Below are 24,279 nucleotides of genomic sequence, written 5' to 3'. Positions count from 1 at the left end.
CCGATGATCATGATCAGCACGAAGCGCCCGCGCAGCGAGCCAGCCAGGCCGCGAAGGCGACCAAGGTGTTACGTTGGGCGTGTTCAGACTGACAGACGCGTCATCACCGGCTCTACCTCCAACTCACGGCATTCTTCTTCACTGTCGACGAAGCGGATGCTGGTAGGGTCGATGCCATAGGCCTTGGCCACACGCAGTACCTCGGTACGATGTTCCTGCACAGCGATTCGGCGCAGCCTGGCGCGGCTTGGAGTGAGACATTTCAGTAATAACCACAGCAGGCAGGCCAGTCCTGCCAGCCACAGGCCATAGCAAACCAGGAATGTGCCCAGCGTGAGGCTACTCGCTACCCAGCCCGTCATGCCCAGTACCAACGTGACGATGCCGCTCCATACCGGGTTGGGCATGCCGAGAAAGCGATTGGCGCTAATCAGCGTTCTCTCGTAATAGCGCTGTGAATAGACCACTGGAGGTTTGGCAAGCATGATCGGTCCGACAGACGGCTCTAAGAAGGCCAGTCTGGCTTACTGCGTCGCCCCCTCAACAGCCGAACAACCATCGTTTAAGGGAGCAATTATCAGGTGAGATGCAGTACAGAAACGTCTGTTTACCGTAGCGACACCAAGTTCGCCACGACCGAAAAACAACTCCGCCCCGGTTACGTTATGTAGCTGTGCCGTGCATGGCTACAGCCAGTGAGCGACGAGCTTTTCGAAGGCCTCTCTGCTCTTCGTGCGTACCTGCCAGATTGGCGATGATGGTGAGACTCCCAACCCTTTTCTCAACAGGTCCGCTGCCTTGTCATGGCTGCGGTCGGTAACGAAAATCTCATGGCTTTCCAGGCTCGGCGGTGCGAAGGGCAGCGTGAGTATGCATTGCCTGACGCCGGTATTGACCGCGATCAGGATTCCCGGCTCGCCAAGTCGCCAAAGCGTCAGGCGAAGCCGCGACACTGTCTTGACAGCTTCGGCAGTCGGCTGACGGTCCAGCCATAAGGAGGCCATCTTTCCATTGATATGCTGCGAAGGCAGGCTGCGCGCCAGACGCAGGAAAAGAAAACGCTGACGTACCAGCATCCAGTCCAGGGCCTGCCGGATCGGCACGCAGGTACCATCGGACTGCGGCAGCTCTCCTCTCGACACGGCATTGCGCAGGCTGCTCAGCTTGAGTTCGCAGGCGGCAGCGATCTCTTCATGGGTGAGGTATTGCGTGTCGGCACTGCTCACGTCGCCCTCTTCCTGCCAGAGCGCTTCAATCTTGTGACGTACCATCGCCAGTCCCACCAGGTGCGGGAGCAATACCAGGGAAGGCTGCCCCTGGAGCCGGCAGGCCGTCTGCGCCATGGCCGTGAAGTGCATGAAGTCGCGAATGCCCCCTTTTACGTCCTCACTGCGTTTTCTTCCTTCATGACCGAACCTGCTATCGGCAGGCGATTGCCCCAACGCATACTGCCTGAGCTTGATGGCAACCGTTTCCATGGATCGATCAATGTTATGCACCTGCCGCACCCGGTCGTGCGGCGCCTGGGGGGCAATCAGGTCCAGCGTTGTCAGCATGGCCTCGCTAGCCCGCTGCGTCTCCTCGGCAAGTCGCACCTCATCCAAGGCACGATGCGCTGATTGACCAAGCAGCGGCAGTTTTATCCACGCCTCGTTCACGTCAGCGCCCAGCAGGCCCTCAGTACTCAGCGTGTCGTTGGGTAGCGGTTGCGACTCCAAGGGGAGGACGGCAGCATTGGACAGCATATTCGTTCCCTGAAAATGCACGTTGATGGGTAGGGTCAAGCATTCTAGCGAAGCCTGACTGGCACAGATGTAGGAAATCGCCCCTTTAGCCTAGCGGCCTGGGCTTACGGCCATGCGCCGGTGGATGCCGGCCAGGCCGTAGAAGGACCCGGCAAAATGCCAGGCCCTCCTTGGCGAGACAAAGGGACGACATGATGGACAGCATCACGAATTCCTGGCCTGGCTTGCCTCGGCACGCCCATATGCCTTGGCGAGAGGCGCAGCCGTGATGCCGTGTACCACGATCGAACTGCACACGACGAGGCTCGAAACGACCCAGATTTCGTGATTGCCAGTGTGCCGGGCGGCAAGCGCCGCATAGAACAACGCCGAGACACCAATCGGGCCGAACCACCCCATCATCAGGGCGATACGCCACTCTCTGACAGGCGCGAGAAATGGCCGGAGCAAGAGAATCACCGGCAGGCGCCGCCACAACAGGATGAGTGCCACCAGTACGGCGCCCGGCCAGCCCAACGCCAGCCAGTCGGCCCAGGGAGCGATCAACCCGAACAGCACGAAGACCGGCATGGTGAAGAACATGTTGACGGCCTCCTGAATATTGTTCTCCTCGGCACGCTCCTTGCCACCGACGATCTGGTCGAAGAACAGCCCGGCAGCGAAGACAGCCAGAATGCTGTCGGTCCCGAACAACTTGCCTACGCCCAACACGAGCAGGGTCAAGGCCAACGTCACCGTGAGAAAGGATGGCTGGTCAATATATTGCCGGGCTTCGGCCCACTGCAACGCGCGTCCACTGAACCAGCCAAGCAACGCCCCAATGATAATGCTTCCCCCGACTTCCCATAACCAGACCCGGAAAATCCAATCTGTCCAAACACCTTGCGTATTGGCTGACAGCAGGAGTATCGGCAGAAAGACCAGCGGATAGGCCAGCCCATCGTTGGCCCCGGATTCGCCGGAAAGCAGATGGCGGAAGTTTCCCGGCAAGTTCTTCTTGGCGACACCGCCCGTGACGATCGAAGAGGCAATGACCGGATCGGTTGCGCAGACACAGGCACCGATCAGCAAGGCCACCATCAGCGGCAAGGACAGCAGCCAGGTGCTCAGCAACCCGCTGATCAACCACATGGCGGGCATGCCTATTCCCAGCAGGATAGCCAGCGCTTTCCACTGCTCGAGGGGGTAGCTGGGTGGCAACCGGAGAGCAATCCCCATCAGGCTGATGCCCAGCGTCAGGCGGGCAATAACTTCGAGTAGATGTTCAGGATTGCCCCAGGTCGCCGGAGCAAGCAATCCAGTCCCCTCGGGCCCCAGCAGGACACCGAACAGGAACGCCAGCAACGGCGGTGAAAGCCATGATCTGTCGACGGGGCTGGACAACAGGCTAAGCACGAAGATCAGCCCGCCCAGCCCTGCCAGCACGATATTCATCTCTTGCATGAAGCGCAGCCCTCCTTGGCACGTTTCATCATCAATCCCCTTGGCCTGCCCCGGCTGGCTGGCTACAGGCGAAGATCAAGCCACGGGGGGCATCTTCGGCAACTGGCGCTTGTGCTCGGTGCGGCGATAGGTGCTGACGATGATCCGGTAGGCCTCGTCATCAATGGCCTGTCCCGTCAGGAAGCGATCGATCTGTGCGTAGGTGACGCCCAGCGCATCCTCATCCGTCAGTTGGGGACGCAGCGACTCCAGGTCGGCGGTCGGCACTTTCTCGATCAGTTGCGAAGGCGCGCCCAATTCTCGCCCAAGCTCCCGGACCTGCCCCTTGGTCAGTCCGGTCAACGGCACCAGGTCGCAGGCACCGTCCCCATACTTGGTGAAGAATCCCATCAGCGCCTCGGCGGCCTGATCGGTGCCCACGACCAAGCCACCCTGAGCACCCGCCACGGCGTACTGGGCGATCATGCGCTGGCGCGCCTTGACATTGCCCATCACGAAGTCGCGTTGGCCGTCACTATCAAAGGTGAGCCCACCTTTCTCAAGGGAGTCCAGCATGCTGTCGCTGGCTGGCTTCACGTTGGTGGCCAGAACCTCATCGGGTGCGATGAAACGTATCGCCTGCTGTGCCTCGTCTTCGTCCTTCTGCTCACCGTAAGGCAAGCGCATGGCATAGAAACGCGCCTCGACACCACGCTCACGTGCCCTCTCGACAGCCAACTGGCACAGGCGACCGGCGACCGTGGAATCGACTCCCCCGCTGATGCCGAGCACCAGCGCGTGCTGGCCGGTTTCGATAAGCTGATCACATAGAAAGCCGACACGCCGATCGATTTCCTGCTGTGGGTCGATAACGGCCTGCACGGCCAGCGCCTCGATGATTTCCTGCTGCTCGGTATCGACTTCCGTTGCCATCTCAATCTCTCCTTCCATGTTTGAATAAGTCTCGACAAACGTTGGGGATCACACCGGTGGTGCCTTGCCTTCCAGCACTTCACGGTGCAGCTTCGGTACCAATTCCAGCGCATGATGTGCCGCAGCGAGGCGTACCTCATTGCGCTCGCCGGAGAAGCGATGAGTACGGGTATAGACGTACAGCTGTGCCTGATGCCTGAAGGCCCAGGCAAAACACACCGTACCGACGGGAATATCATCCGGCGCACCTGGCCCGGCGACGCCGGTATTAGCGATGGCAACATCGGCATTGTTGTTGTCGATGGCTCCCAGTGCCATGGCCCGCGAGGTCTCCTCGCTGGTCAGACCGTAGCGTTCGATGGTGTCGAAGCTGACCGATAGATAGCGATTCTTCGCTTCGGGCGAGTAGACCGCCAAGCCGCAATCGATGGTTTGGCCGCTTCCCGGCACCCTGGCCAGTTCGGAAACAATGAGCCCAGCCGTGCACGATTCAGCAGTGGCCAGTACCAACTCATTGTCATTGAGATATTGGGTAACCGTTTCTAGCAATTCCATTGCTTATCTCCTTGATGCTTTTTTCCTTGAACCCGCTATCGACAATTGCTCCTGAACAGCATAGCCATCCGATAGGTGATTTCGAGCACAAGCCGTTACCAGCGTGCCGATGGATGACCTACGCTGCAACCAGAAGGCAGCAAGGAGGCAGCCAACATGTTGTACCAGGAAAGGAAACCACCGCTAGGCGACGCCCGAGACCTTCAGGTAGGCCAGAGAGTCGAAGTCGGGGCGGCGATCGGCCACCGCGTCATCGTACTGGAGATAACCGAGGTCGTGAGCGAAGGCCACTACAAGGGCGATCAGGTTGCACCGGATCCGCTCGATCATCGTCCGCTCAACGAGGATAGTAGGATGAAGGACCAGCATTTCAGTTGGCGCAACGTGCTCAGGATCGTGTCCTGATCAAGGCATCGTTCGCTTACTTCCATCGGTTCGTTGCGTGTTGCTTGCCGGAGCATTTGACCAAGGACATTTTTCTCTTGATTCTTATAGATAGGGTTTGCTTTGGCTCATTGCGCAGCGATAAAAAAGAACATTGACAGCACTGTTACGGGAACTATTTTTCGAAATGAAGCGGACGAAATTTCGCTCTGGCAAGGCAACCAGGAAGCCGATTCCGCAACGTTATTTAACGTCACGAAACATGGAGGTGTCATATGGTCGATCCGGAAAAGCGCGTTAACCCAAACTTACCTGCCTATGACAATGGTGCCGATGGCGGCAGTGGACCAACCGCCTCGGGAGGTGAGTCTTCGCAGCGGGATGAACTCAAGCAGCGGGGACGCGAAACCGCACACGAGATCAAGGGCGCAGCACGCCAGCAGGCTGAAGGTCTTTTCAGCCAGCAACGCGATGCGGCCGCTGATCAGGCGGAAAAGATTTCTTCCGCGTTTCGCAAGATGGCAGACGAGTTTGACGACCAGGAGCAGCCCCTGTTCTCGGGCTATGCCAATGACGTCGCAAGCTGCACCGACAACCTTTCCCAGCGCCTGCGCGAAAAGGATTTGGGCGGACTGATCGAGCAGGCTCAGGACTATAGCCGTCGCCAACCGGCTCTGTATTTCGGTGGTGCGGTCGCTGCCGGTTTCCTGCTGGCGCGTTTCCTGCGTAGCTCCAACGAACGTCAGACACAGCAGCGCTATCAACAATCCACGTCGCAACCCGGTGGCTACGACACGACTCCCTATTGACCGATGCGCTATCCCCACGATAACGCAAGGCAATCGCCTATCCTGACCTGACGCGGCTCAGGCCCTTTAACTGCATCAATTAGGGAGACTGCCACCATGGACGAAGAAAACAGAAGCAGAACGGGAACCACCTCGATCGGGTCACTGCTGTCGAGCCTGACTCAGGAGGTGACTTCCCTCGTCCGCAAGGAAATCGAACTGGCCAAGGCAGAGATCGGCGAGAAAGGATCTCAAGCCGCCAGTGGCGTCGGCTCGATAGCGGCAGCCGGTGCCATCCTGCTCAGCGGTTTTCTGGTCCTGCTCGCGGCTGCTGTCTTCGGCTTGAATACCGTCCTTCCGCCACAAACCACCCCCTGGCTTTCTGCGCTGATCGTGGGTGGCGTGGTGGTCATTATCGGGCTCATCATGCTGCAAAGCGGGCGCAAGAAGCTGAAAACGCAGAACCTGATGCCCAACAGGACTATGGCCAGCTTCCGTAACGATAGAGAGCTTGCCAGACAGCATGAGCACCGGGCCAAGGAGCAAGTGTAATGAGCGAGCACAACGCACGTCGCAGCCCTGAAGAGATCGAGAACGACATCTACGAAACCCGGGCGCGTCTCGATGACACCCTGCATGAACTGGAAGCCCGGCTGTCCCCTCAGCACTGGGTGGATTCTGCCTTCGATTACGTTCGTCAAGGCGGGGCCAACGACGTGGTGAGCCGCGTCGGGCAGACAGTAAAGCGTAATCCCCTGCCTGTCATGCTCACCGGCATTGGCCTGGGATGGTTGGCCGTGTCCCAATACAGTGCCAAACGCAAGGCGGAGCATACCAATTTGCCCGTACCGCAGGCCGACGCCCCCCTGCCCGTGGCCCAGCCATCGACACTACCCGCCGAGCCGATGGAACCACCGCGTCGCAGTGTCGGGGCCAGTGCCACCGGACCGGAAACGACAGGCGCCGGCACGACATCGACCGGCAAGGATCCTGCGTCGGTGGGGGCATCGGCCACTTATTCGTCGGCCACGCCGCCCGTGGGCGAGGACCCTCCCCAGGCGGAGCAAAAGGGACGCTGGAATGTCGGCAAGGAGAAAGCACGACATATGACCGAGAATGTGAAAGGGAGAGCACAGCATATGAGTAGTACGTTTCGCGAACGCGCCTCGCATGCCCGTGGCAGTTCACAGGCCGCCATGCGTAATGCCGGTTACCGCGCTCAAGGTGCCGGAGAACAATCCCTGAACTTCATTCAGGAGCACCCTATCGTAGCGGGCGCCATTGGTGTCGCGATTGGCGCAGCCTTGGGTAGCATGTTCCCTTCGACTCGCGTCGAAAACGAGCGGATAGGACGCTATCGCGACCGCGCCGTGCACAAGGCTGCTGAAGCAGGTCGACATCAGGCCGACATGGCGCAGCATAAGGTGCATGAGAAGGCGGAACAGGCCAAGGCCGGTTCACCATCGGATCGCAGTAGTGAGGCCTCGGAACGCGACACGTCTTCGTCCGATTCCGGCACTGCTAACTCTGGCAGCTCTGGCAGCGACCATTCGCCGACACGGGGCGGCTAAGCTCGTACTTTTGATCTGAAGATCTAGGTGGAAGGAACACAGGAAAGGCCGGCTCTGCTGGCCTTTCTTTTTGTTTTCTACAATGGCTCACTGCATCAGTCATATTGTTGCCAGCCCAGCCATGAAAAAAGGTGCGGTCACGCCGCACCTTTTCGTACACTTCCAGAAAAGCAGGTAGCCATTGTGTTATTGGCTTTCCTCGGAGTTTGAGCCTGGCTGCGAAGATGAGCCCGACGCGGAACCGCTTTGATCCTGCATCCCCGAGCCGCTCTGGCCACCTTGGCGCTGGTTGCTGCCCTGGCGATACTTGTGGAAATTGCCATCGCCTTGCCGGCTCTGCTGGGCGGCCTGCTGAAGCCCCTGAATATAGCCTTGCTGATAGCCGCGGATCAGCCCTTGCTGGATGCCTTCTTCTTTACCTTCCATGTAGCCACGGACATAGATGTATTGCATCAACTGGTCAGGGCTAGTGATCTGGGTACCCTGGCCCCCCATCTGGCCGCCCTGGTTATTTCCCTGATTCCAGCGCTGGTTACCTTGATTGCCCTGGTTGTTCTGGCTCCAATTGGGATTGCCTTGGCTCCAGCCCTGATTGCCGCCTTGATTGCCTTGGCCCCAGTTCTGATTGCCTTGGCCTTGATTGCCATAGTTCTGGCTATCCCAGCCTTGGTTGTAGGATGGCTGGCCGTTACCTTGGCGATACTGATTATAGTTTTGCCCTTCATCCCATTGCTGGGCAGTTGCGGCTCCCGTCGCGAAAACGGATGAAATGGCTGCTGTGATGAGTAGGCGCTTGAACATGTTTCCTCCTTGATCAGCGTATCCAGCAAATGCCTTCAAGGCATTTACTCCCTACTCAAGCTAGAAGGTCATAAAACAAATAAAAGAAAACAAACTTACCTTTCATGTTATTTGATTTATCAAAAAGAAAACACGAATTACCTTGACCAAACACACTAATAAAAAAGCGTTAAACCAAAGATCAAGAACATACCCATCGGTCACGACGCGCTCCAGGTGATTCAATATGCCCGCTAACAGAAGGCTTGCAGCCCTGTCTGTGCCCGGCCGAGTATCAGCGCATGCACATCGTGTGTCCCTTCGTAGGTGTTCACCGTTTCCAGATTCAGCATATGGCGCATGACACCATAGGCTTCGGAAATCCCGTTTCCTCCATGCATGTCTCTGGCAAGCCTGGCGACATTCAGCGCTTTTCCCGCATTGTTGCGCTTGATTAGCGAGATCATCTCCGATGCAGCCTCACCGGCATCGAGCAGCCTGCCAACCTGCAGGCAGGCCTGCAGGCCAAGAGCAATATCCGTCTGCATGTCGGCCAGCTTGAGCTGGATGAGCTGATTGGCGGCCAGCGGACGACCGAACTGATGGCGATCCAGCGTATATTGGCGCGCTGCATGCCAGCAGAACTCTGCCGCGCCCATCGCCCCCCAGGCAATGCCGTAACGGGCCTTGTTGAGACAACCAAACGGACCAGCCAGGCCGCTGGCATCCGGCAATAACGCGTCCTCCGGGACGAACGCATCATCGAGCACGATTTCACCGGTGACCGACGCGCGCAAGGAGTGTTTCCCCTGGATGAGCGGCGTGCTGAACCCCGGCGTGTCACGTTCGACGATGAACCCCTTGATCTTGCCGTCATGCACCTCCGACTTGGCCCAGACGATGGCCAGGTCGGCGATGGGGCTATTGGTGATCCACATCTTCTGCCCCGACAGGCTGTAGCCTCCTTCGACCTTGCGCGCCCGGCTACGCATGCTGCCAGGATCGGACCCGGCGTCCGGCTCGGTCAGGCCAAAGCACCCCACCAGTTCGCCACGCGCCAGGCCAGGGAGGTAGCGCTGTTTCTGCGCCTCGCTGCCATAAGTCTCGATCGGGTACATGACCAGAGAGGACTGCACGCTCATCGCCGACCGATAGCCGGAATCGACACGTTCGACTTCCCGCGCGATCAGACCGTAGCCGACGTGCCCGATACCGGCGCCGCCATACTTCTCGTCGACAGTGGGGCCCAATAGCCCGAGTTCGCCCATCTCGTGAAGAATGTCGCGGTCGAAACGCTCGTCCCTGAATGCCTCGAGTACACGCGGCTGCAGCTTGTCCTGGCAGTAGGCATGGGCGACGTCCTGGATCTGCCGCTCCTCGTCGGTCAGGCTGTAGTCCAGGCGTAGCGGGTCCTGCCACTGGAATGCGCTCATCGTCTATGGGCTCCTTGCTGCTATCGTCGTGTGGTCCCCAGGCATTGGGCTTGGCCTGACGCCCTCGGGCCATTTACCTAGACTGAACGAAACACCCCGGCTTGTCATCGTGAGGCAATGTGATTGATACCCCCGCTACGCCACTCAATCAGGAAGAACTACAGGCACTTCTCGAACAACTGGCCAAGGAGGCCCCTCGCTGCTTCGGTGAAGGCAGAGTTGCCAGCTACATCCCGGCATTGGCTGAAGTCGAGCCAGACCAGTTCGGGATTGCCGTGTGCCATGCCGACGGGCGCGTTCAATGCGCCGGCGCCGCCAGCACCCCGTTTTCGATCCAGTCCATTTCCAAGGTGCATGCCCTGGTGCTGGCGATGCAGCGGCTGACACCGGAGGAGATCTGGTCGCGCGTCGGGCGCGAGCCCTCTGGCCAGGCGTTCAATTCGATCGTGCAGCTGGAAGTCGAGAACGGCATTCCCCGCAACCCATTCATCAACGCCGGCGCCCTGATGGTAAGCGATATGCTGACGTCACGCCTGGTCATGCCTCAGCATACGCTGCGCGAGCAGGTACGGCGGCTGGCCGCGACGCCGACGATCGACTTCGATGAGCGTGTGGCTCGCTCGGAAATGGACCACAAGGCACGCAACGCAGCGCTGGCTTATCTCATGCAGGCCTATGGCAACATTCACAGCGACGTCGAGCTCGTGCTCGATACGTATTTCCATTATTGCGCCTTGGCCATGAACTGCGTCGAACTGGCCAAGAGTTTTGCCTTCCTGGCCAATCGTGGGGTCAACCCCAACGACGGCACAAGGGTCTTCAGCGAAATCCATACACGCCAGATGAACGCCCTTCTGCTGACATGCGGCCTGTATGATGCCGCCGGTGACTTTGCCTGGCGTGTCGGCCTGCCCGGCAAGAGTGGCGTGGGCGGAGGTATCGTCGCGATTCTGCCGCGTCGCATGAGCATTTGCGTCTGGTCGCCGCGGCTCGATAGCTACGGCAATTCCATCGCCGGCCGGCATGCCCTCGAGGGCCTGGTATCAGGGCTGCGATTCACGCCCATGGGCTGAGCCTCGCTTGCCGGAGTGTAAGCCCGCTTAACCGAAGCACCAACATCGCTTACCTGACGTAGACGCACCCTGAACTATGGTGAGTAGGGTTGTCTGGAGAGTTTACACGGAGGTGAAGCGATGAAAGCGCTTTGTTGGCATGGAAAGAACGACATTCGCTACGAGACCGTCCCGGATCCCGAAATCGAGGATCCGCGCGACGCAATTATCAACGTCAGTAGCTGCGCCATTTGCGGCTCCGACCTGCACCTCTTCCACCATTTCATGCCAAGCATGAAGTCCGGTGACATCGTCGGCCATGAATTCATGGGCGAGGTCATGGAAGTCGGCAGCGAAGTGAAGCATCTCAAGGTCGGGGATCGGGTCGTCGTCCCGTTCACGATCACCTGCGGCGAATGCGACCAGTGCCGGCGTGGCAACTTCTCGCTCTGCGAACGTTCCAACCGCAACAAGGCCATGGCGGACAAGGTTTTCGGCCATGCAGGTGCCGGCCTGTTCGGCTACTCCCACCTGACTGGCGGCTATGCCGGTGGCCAGGCCGAATATGTACGTGTGCCTTTCGCCGACGAGACGCATATCCAAGTGCCCGATACGCTGACTGACGAACAGGTCCTGTTCCTTGGTGACATCTTCCCGACCGGATGGCAGGCGGCGGTGCAGTGCGACATCGAGCCGACGGACACCGTGGTCATCTGGGGCGCCGGCCCGGTTGGCCAGTTCTGTGTGCGCAGTGCCGTGCTATTGGGCGCCAAGCAAGTGATCGTCATCGATAACGTCCCCGAACGCTTGTCGATGGCCCAGGCCGGCGGCGCCATCCCCCTCAATTTCGACGAGGAAAGTGTCCTTGGCCGATTGAACGACCTTACCCACGGTAAAGGGCCAGAAAAGTGCATCGACGCCGTGGGCCTCGAGTCGCACGTGCCCCGCTCCCCTGATTCCATGTACGACCGCGTCAAGCAATCGTTGTGGATGGAAAACGACCGGGCCCACGTCCTGCGCGAGATGATCTACGTCTGCCGCCCGGGTGGCGTACTGTCGATTCCCGGTGTCTACAGCGGTCTGGTCGACAAGATCCCGATGGGTCAGTTGATGAACAAGGCGCTTAGCGTCCGCTCCGGACAGACCCATGTCAGACGCTGGACCGACGATCTGGTACGCCGCATCGATGAAGGCCAGATCGACCCCTCATTCGTGATCACGCATAGCGTGGGGCTCGATGAAGGCCCGGAGATGTACAACATCTTCAGAAACAAGCAGGACGGTTGCGTCAAAGTCGTACTCAAACCGTGAACGTCAATGGCTCAGGGAGGAAGAGCATGAACAGATCGCATTCGTACATGTCACATTCACTGCATGGTTCGGATCGTCTCGCGCGCGGCCTGGGCTGGTTCAGCATCGGGCTGGGCCTTTACAAGATGCTGGCGCCCCGCAAGCTGACCGAGCCTTTGGGCATGGAAGGCTTCGAGCCCATGGTACGCGCCTGCGGCGCTCGCGAGATTGCCTGTGGCGTGGGCGCGCTGTCCACCAATCCGTCTCTGGCGCTCTGGTCACGAGTAGGCGGAGATGCCATGGACCTTGCCGCGCTCGCCGCTGCGCTGCGCGACAAGCACAACCCCAAGAAGGAAAACGTGGGTGTCGCCCTGGCTGCGGTAGGCGCGATCACTGCGCTGGATCTGGTATGTGCATCACGCATCAAGAAGCGCTACGCCTACCAGGCCGGGCCCACACCGGACTACAGCGATAGAAGCGGCTTTCCACGCCCGGCAGAGGCCATGCGTGGAACAGCCGGCGATTTCGAGACACCCCGGGACATGCGGGCGGCCCTGCCTTCACCCGCCAAATCGCCGGGTGAACGTGTCACACCCACGACGCGTAGCCCCAACGGGTAACGTGTCTGACTGTAGGATCAGGAGAAGGACAAACGGGAGCCGGCAACTGCCGGCTCCCGTCTTGTCTAGTGCTGTCCAGTGCCCTAGGAAACAGTGATCAGACCGACCCAAGCAGCCACCGGGCGCCATAGCCCCACACCAGCACAGTCACTGCCAACATGGCCTCGAGTACCAATACGCCAATGCCCAGGGTCGCTCCGGTGACGATGAAGCCTTCCTCATGACTGATGCCAAGAAAGGCCGGAATGCCCAGATACAACAAGTAGGCGCTATAGCAAAGCCCGATGATGCCCGCCAGCAGGCATAGCCAGATCAGCGGATATACCGCCACCAGTCCCGCCAGGAACATGGGCGTCGCCACGTAGCCGGCGAAGATAACGCAGCGGCGGAGACTGGGATGACTCGAGTAACGCCGGGCCATGCGGTGTATCACGTACCCCATCAGGCTGACGGCTGCCAGGATGATGATATAGAACGCAATGCCTGCCCCAAGGGCATCCAGGGGTGTCAGCAGGATCGGTCGGGTATCGCCGATGTGCCAGCCCACTGTCGTCGTGCCGATGAAAGCGCAGATTACCGGCACTGCTGCCATCAAGAGCACATGGTGAGCATAAAGGTGCGTAATCGTTTCCCTCTCGCTCTGGATCTGCTTCCATTCACGATTCGGATGAGCCATCAATCCCCAGACGTGAGCCAGCATAGCAATCCACCTCTTGTCGCCTGTATTCGGGCAACCGGCTGTTACCGCTGCCCCTAACGGCAGTATAGGCAATGGATACTCATGCGTGACAAATGGCCACACACACTTGAACTGAGCGTCGTCGGATACGGCGAGCTTAGGCTTGACCCGCAAGGTAGCTGTCGAGATCATCGATGTAGTGCGGGTCTATCTTGCTGCACACCACTCCCTGCGCGTCCAGTGCCAACAGCGTGTCATCATCGAATACCGCCAAGTCGCCGTCGGCATGGTACAGAACGCGCACCACGCCATGCCGCTTGGCCAATGACAGGGCTTCACTCGGGTAGTAGACCCGCACGCCATCGATCAGGGTGCCATGATTCCAAGGAAAATCATCGATCAGAGCCAGCAATTCGTAACGTTTCGATCGTTTGATCAATGACTGGATTCGGTAGTGTTCATAATTCAGACCGCAGAGAATCACGGGCTGGCGCTTTCGCGATTCGCGCTTGCCAACCCGATGCAGCCACGGGGCCATGAATCGTTTCAGACGTTCCAAGATGCATTCACTTCGGCTGTTTAACTTTGTTTGTGATTTTTGAGTAGAGTCAAAAAAAGATAACGGTATAAAAACCCTGCCCGGAATACCCTGCTCTGGTTATCACCGCTTCGTTTCATGAGCGTACCTTTGCCGTCGCCTTGGCGCGGCGAGCTTCCTGCGCTGCCGAACGGTAGCTGTTGGCCTCTCGCATGAACTCCTGCGCCCTCTCGGCAGGTGCCTTGGTCATCAGGCTGAACGCAACGAACAACAGCGTGGCGACCGGAATGCCCCACACACCGGCGGGCAGTCCCAATACCGAGTTGCCGCTGAGATAGATGACGATCACGAAGGTGCCGGCTCCCAGGATACTCGTCAGGGCACCAAGCGCTGTCCCCCGTTGCCAATAAAACGCGCCAATGATGGCCGGCACCATGACGGCCAGGCCCGACGATGCAGCAACCGACAACACCGCAATCAGGCCCAGCTCCAGTTCCGCAAAGCCGAAGGCCACCAGCGCAATCAGCGGAATGACCAGCTTACCGATCAACAGTTGGCGCTTCTCGGTGACGTTCGTACCGAGATTGGCATAGACATCCCGCGCCAGCATGGATGACAACGTCAACAGGATCGAGTCGATGGTGGACACCGCCGCTGCCATGATCCCGACCATGACCAGCACACCCAGCACGGGCGGCACATAGGGCGAGCCCAGCAACGCTGGGGTCGCCAGGTCGGCGGTTTCCAGATCGGGAAAGGCCACCAGTGCAGAAAACCCCCACAGCACCGAGACGAGGGTATAGATGAAGCCGAACGCCAGGAATCCCAGCAGCATCTGGCGCAGCGCCCGCAGCGACGAGGGCATGTACAGGCGCTGACTGACCTGCGGGTTCGACAGGCTGAAAAAAAACCAGGGAATCGTCAGGCCCAGAAAAGTCACGAAGCTAAAGAAACCGCTGCCCGGCACGGTCAGCGACTGCGGTTTATCCTGCGCCAGTGTCGAAAACAGCGAGGCGAAACCACCCAACTCATGGATGACCAATAACGCCACGAGTGTGGAGACGATCACCATCATGATTGCCTGCAGCGAGTCGGTCCACATCACCGAACGTATGCCAGCCACCTGGGAGAACACGATGGCCAGCGCCGTAGCCAGGACAACCCCCGTGGTGAACGAGATTGCCCCATCGGTCATGCCCTGCAACAGGTAGCCGATACCCGACAGTTGCACGGCAGCGTAGGGAATCAGGAACAGGCAACTGGCCAGCGAGACCGCCACCGCGACTGCCCGACTGGCATACCGGTGGCCGAGCATCTCGCTGGGGGTGACGTACCCGTAACGCTTGCCCACTGCCCAGAAACGTGGACCGAACACGGCCACCAGGGACACTCCGGCAAAATAGATGATCTCGAAGCCCAGCGCCCCCACCCCGCCGGCGTAGGTCAGCCCGGCCAGGCCGACCATCATGAAGGCACTGTAGGTCGTGGCGCTGTAACTCAACGCCGAGACGAAGCCGTTCATCTGCCGGTTACCGAGAAAGTACCCTGACATGTCGGCTACACCGCGCTGGCGCGACAGCACCGCGATGACCAGGGCCGTCAGAAGATAAACGGCAATGGCGGTCCAGATCAAAGCTTCACTCATCTCGCCCCCTCAGAACCGCCGCGTCATGACGACATTGAGGACGATCACGAGCAAGCCGATCACCGTCCAGAACAGGAAACTGCCGTACCAGGCCTGAACGTCCCGAAGCAGCGTATAGGGAACCACGTAGCTGAGCAGCACGAGCCCCAGGACCAGCCAGATTGCATGTTTTCGCTGCATCGTTTCCCCATCCCTGCATTGCCAGGCGAAGCTTCACGAGCCCTTAGCGGCTCGGCTGCCTACGTCGATAAGCCCATGAATTCACTAACAGGGTAGACAACGCCGCCCAGGTTTCGAATGATGGCATCCAACAGTGTCGTACCCTACCGCTCCCGCAATCACGAACCCAAGATCCAACAATGACATTGACCGCACAACGCTCCCTCTTCATGGCATTCCTGCGCATCGGCCTGCTCGGCTTTGGCGGCGGCCCCGCGATGATTCCACTGGTTCACCAGGAAGTCGTCAAGCGCTATCACTGGCTCGAGGAGGAGGAATTCGCCGATATCCTGGCGATTGCCAACACGCTTCCCGGACCTATCGCCACCAAGATGCCCGGCTACATCGGTTATCGGGTCGGCGGTATCCTGGGCAGTATCAACGCCGTGCTTGCGGTCATCCTGCCGATGATCCTGGCGATGATCCTGCTACTTGGCCTGTTCAGTCGCTACCGCGATATCGGCTGGATCCACGGCATGGGGCAGGCAGTCGTACCGGTGGTCATGGTGATGATGGCGCAACTGACCTGGGATTTCTGGAGCAAGTCGCGCAGTACCCTGGGCTGGATGATCAGTCTAGGCATGATCATCGTCACGGGCGGACTGATCTACGGGCTCGGCGTGCATCCCGCCCTGGTGGTCGGTGTCCTGCTGGCCACGGCACTGGCCCTGCCTGTGTCAGCCTTGCGCAAGAAGGAGGCCTAAGGTGGTCTACTGGCACCTGTTCATCGCTTTCTTCATCCCCAATATCGTCGGCTATGGCGGCGGCCCGGCCATCATTCCGCTCATCGAGGCCGAGGTCGTCGGCCGCTATGGCTGGATGAGTGCTCAGGAGTTTGCAGAAACCCTGGCCTTGGGCAATGCCCTGCCCAGCCCCATCGCGACCAAGATGGCCGGTTACGTCGGCTATGATGTCGCAGGGATCGGCGGCGCCATCATCGCCGTCCTGGCCACGGTCGTTCCGACGTTGCTTCTCATGCTGGGTGCACTGGGCATTCTATATCATCATCGCGAATCGCCACGCGTCAAGCGCATGAGCCAATGGGTTCGTCCGGTCATTGCCCTGATGATGGCCGCGCTGACACTGGGCTTTTTGATGGCCGGACTGGAAGGGCCAGGCCCGCTGCATACGACTATCATCGCCGTGGTCGCGGCCGTCGCCCTGATCCGCTTCAAGCTTCATCCGGCGTTCGTCGTCCTGGCCGCCGTCATCTACGGAGGCATATTCCTTGGCTGATCGGCAATGCTTACCATCGCTCTGCTCTACGACACTGGCGCTGGATATGTTGACGTTGCTGCTGCAGACGCACCCAACCTCTATCGGGTAGCCCTGCTTGCGCCAGATCGTTTCGCAACGCCTCGGAGTCGCTCGTTTCTCCCAGCCTGGAGGCAATCTCCAGAATCTGCCGCCTGACGTAGGGGTAGCTGAATCGGCACTCCTGCGAAAAGTGCTGCCAATCTCGTGGCAGCAATTGCTTGGAATTGAACTGGCTACCTATGGAGAAGGCAAGATCCGCATGGTAGCCAAGCACGATCGTCCCGACCAGATCGTACGCTGGGGCTATCTGCCAGCGGCCACGTTCATCCTGCAGCAATGACACGTTCTTGGCATGCCCATCGCTGTTGCCGACCAGGACATTGAATATCTGCCATGTCAGCAACTGCTGGATAGAGGTTGCCGCAGGACGGCATGCCTCACGGACGGTCTGGACACATTGGCCAAACCTGGGGCCATTGAATGCCTGATATTTTCGGGATCGCGGCAGTCCCAAGGCCTGGCACATATCTTCCTGATGAACGCGCGTCACGCTAGCTGTGCCGTGTCCAACACGATCGTAACGCTCGACCATCAGATAGGGATGACGGCCAGCGAAATGCATGGTCGTGGCTGGGCACGCCAGCCCCACGTGGCGGGCCAAAGTGTTCAGATAAAGTTCGTTCAGGATGACCTGATCACGTCCCTCGACGGCAAACTTGAGAATGTGCGTCGAGGCCGCGCTGCCCGTAGGCAGATACAATGTGCCGTCCCGCCAGTGTACGGGAAGCTTGTCTTGGGCACCGGCAAGCGACAGGCGCGGTCGTGCTTCGTCATTGTCGCTGTCCATCAACGCATAGCGCTCGCGAAATGCTGCCCACCGGCTCAGCTTGTCCAGGGCAAGTGGCTGATAGGCGCCGTCTCGCTGCGGCTGTCGGCCTGGCGGCAAAATCACCAGGGCACCGGCACAATCTCCTCCAATCGCTTCCAGCAGCGAGAAATCGTCGTCCGGCACACCCAATCGCTTGATCAGTGCGTCTCGTGCCTGCTCCTCAGGTAACAGGTTACCAAACCAGCGATGAGCCACAGCATCCTCGGGCGGCCAGAGGCTCTGCGTCACTGGCAGACTGGACGATATGGCCTGCCCCGTCGCCTGCCACTCGGCGTCGTACTCGAAGCCCATCGAACGGCCATCGTCGCCGCGCCAAAGCGTGCCGACACGATGCTCATCACGCCAGACGAACAGTTCATCGTGTCTACTCACTCTGTCATTGCCTCCGGTGGACAGGCATGCAGTTCGATGCCAAGTGTGTCGAGAACACGCATGATCCGCACGAAGCTGCAGGTCTCACGCCCGTTCTCCAACTCACTGAGAAAGCGAATGCTCAGCCCACATAGGCCTGCCAGCATTTCCAGGGTCAAGCCTTGAGACTTGCGCACCTGACGCACTAACTTGCCGAGACTCATCGCGTCATCGACTTTCAAACAAGCCAAGCCCCGTTCCCTTGCGCCCTTCAGGTTCATGTTCATGGATTGGCACCCATTTATCCCGATAGGGAAAATTAGCACCCAACTAGCCAATGGGCAACGTAATTTTCCCGATAGGGAAAATAAAGGGGTCAACGGGAACTTCAGCTATTGTTTATCCCTGTAGGGAAAATCTTGCCACCTAGGCTAGCTCGCTTGGCACTAACGCGGCACCTACATTAGGAATGCAGCCTGGCGGCATGCCACGCCGAAACAATCACGCCCAAGGAAGATAGCCATGCGAGTCCTGATCATTCTCGGTCATCCACGTCATGACAGCTTCTGCGCTGCGCTGGCCCAGGCCTACCGAGAGGGCGCGGAGCAGGCCGGGACCGAGACGCGCCAGCTTAGCTTGGGGGAGCTCGAGTTCGACCCGCATGTGCATGTCGAATCGCCCGAGGACCAACCACTCGAGCCCGATCTCGAACGCGCCAGGGAGTGGCTGGTCTGGGCGGAGCATTTGGTATTCGTCTATCCGACCTGGTGGGGCACGATGCCTGCGCTCTTGAAAGGCTTTCTGGACCGGCTGGTGATGCCGGGCTTCGCCTTTCGCTTTCATGGCCCAGGGGCTACGCAATGGGAGGGGCTGTGGCAAGGCAAGTCGGCGCAGCTGATCACCACCATGGATACACCACCGCCCATCTATCGCTGGCTGTATCGCGCTCCCGGCACCCATGCCATGCGCAATGCCACGTTGGGGTTCTGCGGCGTCAAGCCCGTCCACACCCTGGTCGCGGGATCGATTCGTACCTCGACGCAGCGCCAGCGCCATGAGTGGCTGGAACGGGCCCGAGCGCGGGGATTTGCCTTGCGCCATGGCGTGCACGGTCCCGTGGGCCGGCGCTGGCAGGGGATCCGGCCCTGGCTGAAGGCATTACGCCTGCAGTTCTACCCCATGACCTGGGCGGCCTATACCCTGGGCGCACTGGCGGCGGCCCCACTTGGCCTGGCCTGGGCACCTTATCTCTGGGGTTATCTGTGCCTGTTCTTTCTCGAGGCAGCCACAGTCTTCATCAACGACTACCAGGATTACCCGAGTGATAGCCGGAACCGCCACCATGGACCATTCAATGGCGGCTCGCGTGTGCTGGTCGATCACGATATAAGCTTCGTCGCGATGCGCCGAGGTATCGGTATAACGCTTATCGTGGCCCTCGCCGCGGCCGGCCTGGTGCTCAAGACGACGGCGGCGCCCTTGGCTTCGGCAGCCTGGCTACTGATCGCCGCCATCCTCACCCTGGACTACACCCTGCCCCCGCTGAAACTGAGCTATCGCAGCCTTGGCGAACTCGACGTCGCCTTCACCCACAGCGCCATGGTGCTGTGGCTCGGCTTCGCCTTTCAGGGCGGCGCCCTTGGTGCAGTCTTACCCTGGGCACTGGCCTTGCCGTTGTTCTTCGCCATTCTGCCCGCAATCATTCTGTCAGGTATTCCCGATCGCGAGGCAGATGCCCTCGCCGGCAAGCACACCCTCCCCGAGCGTTTTGGCAATCGCATGGCTTTGGCGCTGGCGGCAGCTTCTACCATTATGGCTGCCGCGTTGGCCCTGGTATTCGACCGTGCCGGCACGGCAGCAGGCCTGTTCGACGGGCTGAGCTATTTCGCACTGCCCCACGCCGCACTGGGCCTTGCGCTGCTGTGGGCTGCGTTCCTGCGTGGCCCCCATCGGCTTCGGCGTATCGATGGACTGATGTTCGTCATGCTCAATTACATGGTGTGGTTCGTCGCTGTGCCTTTCTATCATCTGGCGTAGCCCAGCCACCTGGCGTAGCCCAGCGTTGAAGCCAACGTCGCAGACAACACGACCGCAGCCCGCCTCATGCTGTTACACCAGGCGCATAATGCGTACCATCTGGGCGCGGCGATCCCCAGCGCGAACACAAACCACCAAATAGCCGCCAAAAGTGCGCGCTGAGCGAAATATCGCCCGATCCCAGCATCGCTAACAATTGCCATACCGCACACGCACTCGGAGTGATACATGGCCAAGCAGTACTTGCGCGCCCTGGCAGCCGCCACCCTCATGCTCTTCGGCGTCACGACGGCCCAGGCCGCCGTGGAAGCATTACCGTCAACGGCAGCAAGCGGCTCCGTCACCCTCTGGTCGGAATTGAACGCCACCCCATTACCCGCTGTGCTGCCCAATGAAGTCTGGGTCAATATCGACCTGGAGTCGCGCGAGATGGCCGTCTATCGTGGCGACACCCGAGTGCTGTTGATTCCCTATCTGGCCATCGGTAACGCCGGGGCCCAGCGCATCCGCATGGAGGGCAGCAGCCAGACGCCCATCGGTGAGTTCCACGTCAGTCACGTCAATCGCCAGAGCGACTTCAAGCTGTTCTTCGGCATCGACTACCCGACCCCCGACATTGCGCGAGAGGCCTGGCGCGACGGCCTCATGACCACCAGCGACTACACCTACTATCGCAACTACCTGCGCCAGCACGGCACGCCTCCAGGCGATACTGCCCTAGGCGGCTCTATCGGCATCCATGGCCTGGGCGCACGATCCGCACGCCTGCATAGCCGGATGGACTGGACGGAAGGCTGCATTGCCATTACCAATGCCGAGATCGACGCCCTCGACCGCTGGGTGAAAATCGGCACACGTGTGGTGATTCATGGCCCGGCCAATCGCTCCTTTCAGAGGGTTTCCCCCCAGGCTTCCAGATGAGGCGTGACCGCATTGCCGGCGCCTCCCGGCGGGGCGATGCGCATGTCCAGAAAGCGCTCATCGAAATGGAAGCCACCGGCGCCTCGAATGACGGCATTGTCTACATTCGCGGCGCCGAAAAACCCACCGCTTCCCGTCACGTCCATCGTCGAGAAGGGGGCTACGATCTGCCCATAGAAAGCCGATGCGCCCCCGATGATCACACCGTTTGCGGCGTCTCCGTCATCATGGCTGGAATAGAGTGAAAATATCGGCACGACCTTGCCGTCCACGGTCTTGCTGGGCTTGCCATCGCCCAACACGAGCCCACTCCCCAGGTTGAACGCTCCTGTCGTCACCATTTGCAGGGTACTGCCTTCGCTGATGACGAAACGGCTCCCGCCGCCCAGGTTCGTCGAGCCGTCGATGTACAACACCATGTCGACGGGCGAACCGGGAGAGCCAACGGTAATCGTGTTACTTCCCCCCAGCGAAAAGTCATCGAACTTCACGGCCAGGGATTCGCGCCCGTCCGTGAGTTCCACTTCGACAGGCGCTCGTCCCAGGCGCGTTTCCGCCAAGCCCTTGGAATCGAGGCGATGGAAGCCGGCCGCATCCAGCCGATAATCCTTGTTGCCATTCGTCACGTCCAATGGTCCACCACTGACGACTCCGGCTGCATCGAGGAGCAACACAGGATCGGTCGACGCGTCCCCGAACCCCAGTGAATCACACTCCGAAGGCGTAGCAACCGACGCCACCGCATCAACCCCGGCCCCGCCAGGCCTGAGAGACAGGGCCCCTCCCACCTGGTCTTGTGGCGTGCGTACGGATACGAACTCGCTCGTCGTGGCATCGCCACCAATCCATGCGCTCCAGTTCTGGGTCACGATCCTGTCGTTGGTACGGACATTCCCATGCACTCTACCGCTACTGGCCAATACCACTGTCGACACGGCATTCATGTCGCCATAGAGGTGTGCACCTCCTCCCTTGATGTAGACGCTGGCGTTGGCCACGGTATCGCCATGAATTTCGGCAGAGCCGGTCATTGCCACACCGCCGGCACTCTCGACACGCCCATAGATGGGTGAACTGCCTTGCAAGTATACGGCCGCCTGCTCTTCCCGGTAGCTGCCATCCAGCGGATCGAAGCGGGGATCCGACGGGTCCTGGTGCACCTGGCTACTGACAAGGGCGTTAGCCTTCCGCTGGTTTGTCCCGCCATAGGCGCCCTCAGCGGAGTCGTAGCTATCGATGATTCCACTGCCCAGCACCGCCACCCCTTCACAGGTCATCAGGCCGTTGACTGCACTGCCTGACTCGGCAGCCGCCAACCGGATCAGCGTCCTGACACTGCGCTGGGCCCAGGCGCCTTCCTGGCCATAGCGCCCCTGGCTGACCACCCAGACTGCCGCCTCATTGTCCGCCAGCGGAAGGTAAGGCGACGGAGCGTTGCCAGTCTCCTCGCAAGCCGCTTCATCCAGCGATAGCACTACATCGGGGTAGGGAACGAGTTCCCAGGCAGACTCACCGTGAGCATTGATACCCGTTTGCCAGCTTCCGGACTGATTCTCTCCGAGTTCCTCCGCCAGGGTCTCGCGTGCGCTTTGCAGTGCATTGCGTTTTTGCTGCTGCGTTGAATCGCAATCGGTCAGCACCGGCATGGTCGCTGCCTCGATGGCTTGCAACGCACTGAGGAGATCTCGCGGTGGCGTACCGCCCCCCAGCGCTTCGCCATTCTGGAGTCTGCGAAACAGACCACCTGCACCGGCTTCGGCTTCGTTATAGGCCAGGACATGGGCGCGCTGGTTTGCCGCCATGCGTTCTTCAATGGCGCTGTTACTCATGCTGGACAAGCCCAGCATCAGCATGACGGACAGCAACACCAAGGCCACGAGCAGCGCCGCGCCACGTTGATGCCTGCGCTGACCAGTACAGCCGTCACTCCCAGGCGTATGCGCCATTCCCCAATCTCCGGGCAAGATATTGCCCAGAAGAAGAACACGTTAACCGCAGGGTTACAAATCAACACTACTAGTTATTATTCCACTGGGGACAGGCGCATTACCTTGCCATTCTGCTGATCGGTCAGCACATAGACGTTGCCTTCGGGCCCTTGCTCCACGTCGCGAATACGCGTGCCCAACGGAATGCGCTCGACTTCAGCCTCGGCATTACCATCGACACGGACGATACCCTGAGCGGTCAGACCGCCGATCAGGACGCTACCCTGCCATGCCGGAAACGCTTCGCCGGTATAAAACGCCATGCCCGACGGCGAGATGACGGGTGTCCAGTGCACGGCGGCATCGGCGTACTCCGGCCGAGTCGGCGGGTCGGCAATATCGTTGCCATTATAATGCTCGCCCCAACTGACCACCGGCCAGCCATAGTTGCGGCCCGCTTCGGGCAGGTTGAGCTCGTCGCCACCTCGTGGTCCCATCTCGGCAATCCACAACTGGCCGGTCTCGGGATGCATGGCCGCGCTTTCGATATTGCGATGGCCATACGACCAGATCGCCCCCTCGGCATCTTCACGACCGACGAAGGGATTATCCTCGGGTATCGAGCCATCGAGGTTCAGATGGGCGATGGTGCCAAGATGATTGGACAGGTCCTGGGCGGGCTCGAACTTGAATCGCTCGCCCATGGTCAGGAACAGCGTGCCCTGCGGCGTAAAGACGATACGCCCGCCAAAATGATTGCCGCCGGAGACCTTGGGTTGCTGGCGGAAGATGACCTCGAAATCCTGGATCCTGTCATCTTCCCAACGCCCACGCCCCAGCGCCGTGGAAGCGCCACCATCGCCGGGCTCGGCAAAGGATAGATAGACAAGGCTATTGCGCGGGAAATCCGGATCGAGCGCCACGTCCAATAGACCGCCCTGCCCCTGATTGAATACCTCGGGCACGCCCTCGACCGGGTCCGACAGCGAATTGTCGCTATCGAGGATTCTCAGACGCCCCTCGCGTTCGGTCACCAGCAGCCGGCCATCGGGCAGAAACGCCATGCCCCAGGGGTGGACGAGTCCTTCGGCCAGCACATCGACCTTGGCGTCCCCGGCCTGCGTCTGCATGGGACTGTCCGGCTGGGCCAGCGCCAGCGGAGACACCAGCATGGCTGCCGTCACCATGCCGATCGATGACTTGAGTGCATACATCATGGTCAACACCTTGCTTGGGTCGTTC

General features: G+C 59.9%; 26 protein-coding genes. 11 read left to right on the top strand and 15 right to left on the bottom strand.

Translation table 11 applies throughout. The annotated features are described in order from the left end of the window. Positions 1–83 precede the first annotated feature (83 nt). The 5 genes from BM194_RS11095 to BM194_RS11075 all read right to left on the bottom strand — a co-directional run bounded on the left by BM194_RS11095 (position 84) and on the right by BM194_RS11075 (position 4,655). Positions 84–485, bottom strand: a complete 402-nt coding sequence (locus BM194_RS11095) for a hypothetical protein (protein ID WP_092846712.1) — start codon at positions 483–485, stop codon at positions 84–86. 201 nt (positions 486–686) lie between these two features. Next, positions 687–1,745, bottom strand: a complete 1,059-nt coding sequence (locus BM194_RS11090) for a hypothetical protein (protein WP_092846710.1) — start codon at positions 1,743–1,745, stop codon at positions 687–689. A 204-nt stretch (positions 1,746–1,949) separates the two neighbouring features. After that, on the bottom strand, positions 1,950–3,188 hold the full coding sequence (locus BM194_RS11085; RefSeq protein ID WP_092846708.1) for a cation:proton antiporter domain-containing protein: 1,239 nt from the start codon (positions 3,186–3,188) through the stop codon (positions 1,950–1,952). A 75-nt stretch (positions 3,189–3,263) separates the two neighbouring features. Next, a complete protein-coding gene (gene nadE / locus BM194_RS11080) occupies positions 3,264–4,100 on the bottom strand; it encodes an ammonia-dependent NAD(+) synthetase (protein ID WP_092846706.1) in 837 nt (278 codons plus the stop codon). Positions 4,101–4,148: 48 nt separating this feature from the next. Beyond that, positions 4,149–4,655, bottom strand: a complete 507-nt coding sequence (locus BM194_RS11075; RefSeq protein ID WP_092846704.1) for a CinA family protein — start codon at positions 4,653–4,655, stop codon at positions 4,149–4,151. A 156-nt stretch (positions 4,656–4,811) separates the two neighbouring features. On the opposite strand from BM194_RS11075, the gene BM194_RS11070 reads away from it, so the two are divergent. From BM194_RS11070 to BM194_RS11055, 4 genes are all read left to right on the top strand, one after another. After that, entirely contained in the window at positions 4,812–5,060 is a 249-nt protein-coding gene (locus BM194_RS11070) for a hypothetical protein (RefSeq protein ID WP_092846702.1), read from the top strand. A gap of 254 nt (positions 5,061–5,314) precedes the next feature. Continuing rightward, positions 5,315–5,848: a hypothetical protein gene (locus BM194_RS11065; RefSeq protein WP_092846700.1), complete on the top strand. Its 534-nt coding sequence runs from the start codon at positions 5,315–5,317 to the stop codon at positions 5,846–5,848. 96 nt (positions 5,849–5,944) lie between these two features. Continuing rightward, complete coding sequence (locus BM194_RS11060) at positions 5,945–6,379, top strand: phage holin family protein (RefSeq protein WP_092846698.1); 435 nt, start codon at positions 5,945–5,947, stop codon at positions 6,377–6,379. After that, a complete protein-coding gene (locus BM194_RS11055; RefSeq protein WP_092846696.1) occupies positions 6,379–7,398 on the top strand; it encodes a DUF3618 domain-containing protein in 1,020 nt (339 codons plus the stop codon). The genes BM194_RS11060 and BM194_RS11055 overlap by 1 nt, the downstream gene beginning before the upstream one ends. Before the next feature lie 186 nt (positions 7,399–7,584). On the opposite strand, the gene BM194_RS11050 is transcribed toward BM194_RS11055, so the two are convergent. Together BM194_RS11050 and BM194_RS11045 are read right to left on the bottom strand one after the other, a co-directional pair. After that, a complete protein-coding gene (locus BM194_RS11050) occupies positions 7,585–8,199 on the bottom strand; it encodes a hypothetical protein (protein WP_092846694.1) in 615 nt (204 codons plus the stop codon). Positions 8,200–8,432: 233 nt separating this feature from the next. After that, the gene (locus tag BM194_RS11045) at positions 8,433–9,611 is read right to left on the bottom strand and encodes an acyl-CoA dehydrogenase (protein ID WP_092846692.1); all 1,179 of its coding nucleotides are present in this window, start codon (positions 9,609–9,611) and stop codon (positions 8,433–8,435) included. Positions 9,612–9,730: 119 nt separating this feature from the next. Here BM194_RS11045 and glsB point away from each other — a divergent pair, with 119 nt between their 5' ends. The 3 genes from glsB (at position 9,731) to BM194_RS11030 (ending at position 12,573) form a co-directional block, all read left to right on the top strand. Next, on the top strand, positions 9,731–10,684 hold the full coding sequence (gene glsB, locus BM194_RS11040; protein WP_092846690.1) for a glutaminase B: 954 nt from the start codon (positions 9,731–9,733) through the stop codon (positions 10,682–10,684). A gap of 120 nt (positions 10,685–10,804) precedes the next feature. Beyond that, entirely contained in the window at positions 10,805–11,974 is a 1,170-nt protein-coding gene (locus BM194_RS11035) for a zinc-dependent alcohol dehydrogenase (protein WP_092846688.1), read from the top strand. A gap of 26 nt (positions 11,975–12,000) precedes the next feature. After that, positions 12,001–12,573, top strand: coding sequence for a hypothetical protein (locus BM194_RS11030; RefSeq protein WP_244890941.1), 573 nt, complete (start codon positions 12,001–12,003; stop codon positions 12,571–12,573). A gap of 97 nt (positions 12,574–12,670) precedes the next feature. Here BM194_RS11030 and BM194_RS11025 read toward each other — a convergent pair whose 3' ends face one another. The 4 genes from BM194_RS11025 to BM194_RS20645 all read right to left on the bottom strand — a co-directional run bounded on the left by BM194_RS11025 (position 12,671) and on the right by BM194_RS20645 (position 15,615). Further along, positions 12,671–13,273, bottom strand: a complete 603-nt coding sequence (locus BM194_RS11025; RefSeq protein ID WP_092846686.1) for a Yip1 family protein — start codon at positions 13,271–13,273, stop codon at positions 12,671–12,673. A 136-nt stretch (positions 13,274–13,409) separates the two neighbouring features. Continuing rightward, complete coding sequence (locus tag BM194_RS11020; protein ID WP_092846684.1) at positions 13,410–13,790, bottom strand: nucleoside-diphosphate sugar epimerase/dehydratase; 381 nt, start codon at positions 13,788–13,790, stop codon at positions 13,410–13,412. A 136-nt stretch (positions 13,791–13,926) separates the two neighbouring features. Beyond that, positions 13,927–15,435 carry a sodium:solute symporter family protein gene (locus tag BM194_RS11015; RefSeq protein ID WP_092846682.1) on the bottom strand — a complete coding sequence of 503 codons (1,509 nt, stop codon included), beginning with the start codon at positions 15,433–15,435 and terminating at the stop codon, positions 13,927–13,929. A 9-nt stretch (positions 15,436–15,444) separates the two neighbouring features. After that, positions 15,445–15,615, bottom strand: coding sequence for a hypothetical protein (locus BM194_RS20645; RefSeq protein WP_166670965.1), 171 nt, complete (start codon positions 15,613–15,615; stop codon positions 15,445–15,447). Between the two features lie 179 nt (positions 15,616–15,794). Here BM194_RS20645 and BM194_RS11010 point away from each other — a divergent pair, with 179 nt between their 5' ends. Both BM194_RS11010 and BM194_RS11005 read left to right on the top strand, forming a co-directional pair. After that, positions 15,795–16,358, top strand: coding sequence for a chromate transporter (locus BM194_RS11010; protein ID WP_092846680.1), 564 nt, complete (start codon positions 15,795–15,797; stop codon positions 16,356–16,358). A gap of 1 nt (position 16,359) precedes the next feature. After that, positions 16,360–16,890, top strand: coding sequence for a chromate transporter (locus BM194_RS11005; protein WP_092846678.1), 531 nt, complete (start codon positions 16,360–16,362; stop codon positions 16,888–16,890). Between the two features lie 10 nt (positions 16,891–16,900). Here the strand turns inward: BM194_RS11005 and BM194_RS11000 are convergent, their stop codons facing one another. Both BM194_RS11000 and BM194_RS10995 read right to left on the bottom strand, forming a co-directional pair. Then, complete coding sequence (locus tag BM194_RS11000; RefSeq protein WP_092846676.1) at positions 16,901–18,172, bottom strand: type II toxin-antitoxin system HipA family toxin; 1,272 nt, start codon at positions 18,170–18,172, stop codon at positions 16,901–16,903. Beyond that, on the bottom strand, positions 18,169–18,438 hold the full coding sequence (locus BM194_RS10995) for a helix-turn-helix domain-containing protein (protein WP_244890940.1): 270 nt from the start codon (positions 18,436–18,438) through the stop codon (positions 18,169–18,171). The genes BM194_RS11000 and BM194_RS10995 overlap by 4 nt, the downstream gene beginning before the upstream one ends. A 235-nt stretch (positions 18,439–18,673) precedes the next feature. Here BM194_RS10995 and BM194_RS10990 point away from each other — a divergent pair, with 235 nt between their 5' ends. Continuing rightward, a complete protein-coding gene (locus tag BM194_RS10990) occupies positions 18,674–20,188 on the top strand; it encodes an NAD(P)H-dependent oxidoreductase (RefSeq protein ID WP_092846674.1) in 1,515 nt (504 codons plus the stop codon). A gap of 228 nt (positions 20,189–20,416) precedes the next feature. Continuing rightward, positions 20,417–21,109, top strand: a complete 693-nt coding sequence (locus BM194_RS10980; protein WP_092846670.1) for a L,D-transpeptidase family protein — start codon at positions 20,417–20,419, stop codon at positions 21,107–21,109. Here BM194_RS10980 and BM194_RS10975 read toward each other — a convergent pair. Continuing rightward, positions 21,079–23,055: a polymer-forming cytoskeletal protein gene (locus tag BM194_RS10975; protein ID WP_092846668.1), complete on the bottom strand. Its 1,977-nt coding sequence runs from the start codon at positions 23,053–23,055 to the stop codon at positions 21,079–21,081. The genes BM194_RS10980 and BM194_RS10975 overlap by 31 nt on opposite strands. Positions 23,056–23,132: 77 nt before the next feature. Next, on the bottom strand, positions 23,133–24,254 hold the full coding sequence (locus BM194_RS10970; protein ID WP_244890939.1) for a PQQ-dependent sugar dehydrogenase: 1,122 nt from the start codon (positions 24,252–24,254) through the stop codon (positions 23,133–23,135). Positions 24,255–24,279: the final 25 nt, after the last annotated feature.

This window comes from Modicisalibacter xianhensis (assembly GCF_900113605.1).
Taxonomy (GTDB): domain Bacteria; phylum Pseudomonadota; class Gammaproteobacteria; order Pseudomonadales; family Halomonadaceae; genus Modicisalibacter; species Modicisalibacter xianhensis.
This window is presented reverse-complemented; position numbering and strand designations above follow the sequence as displayed.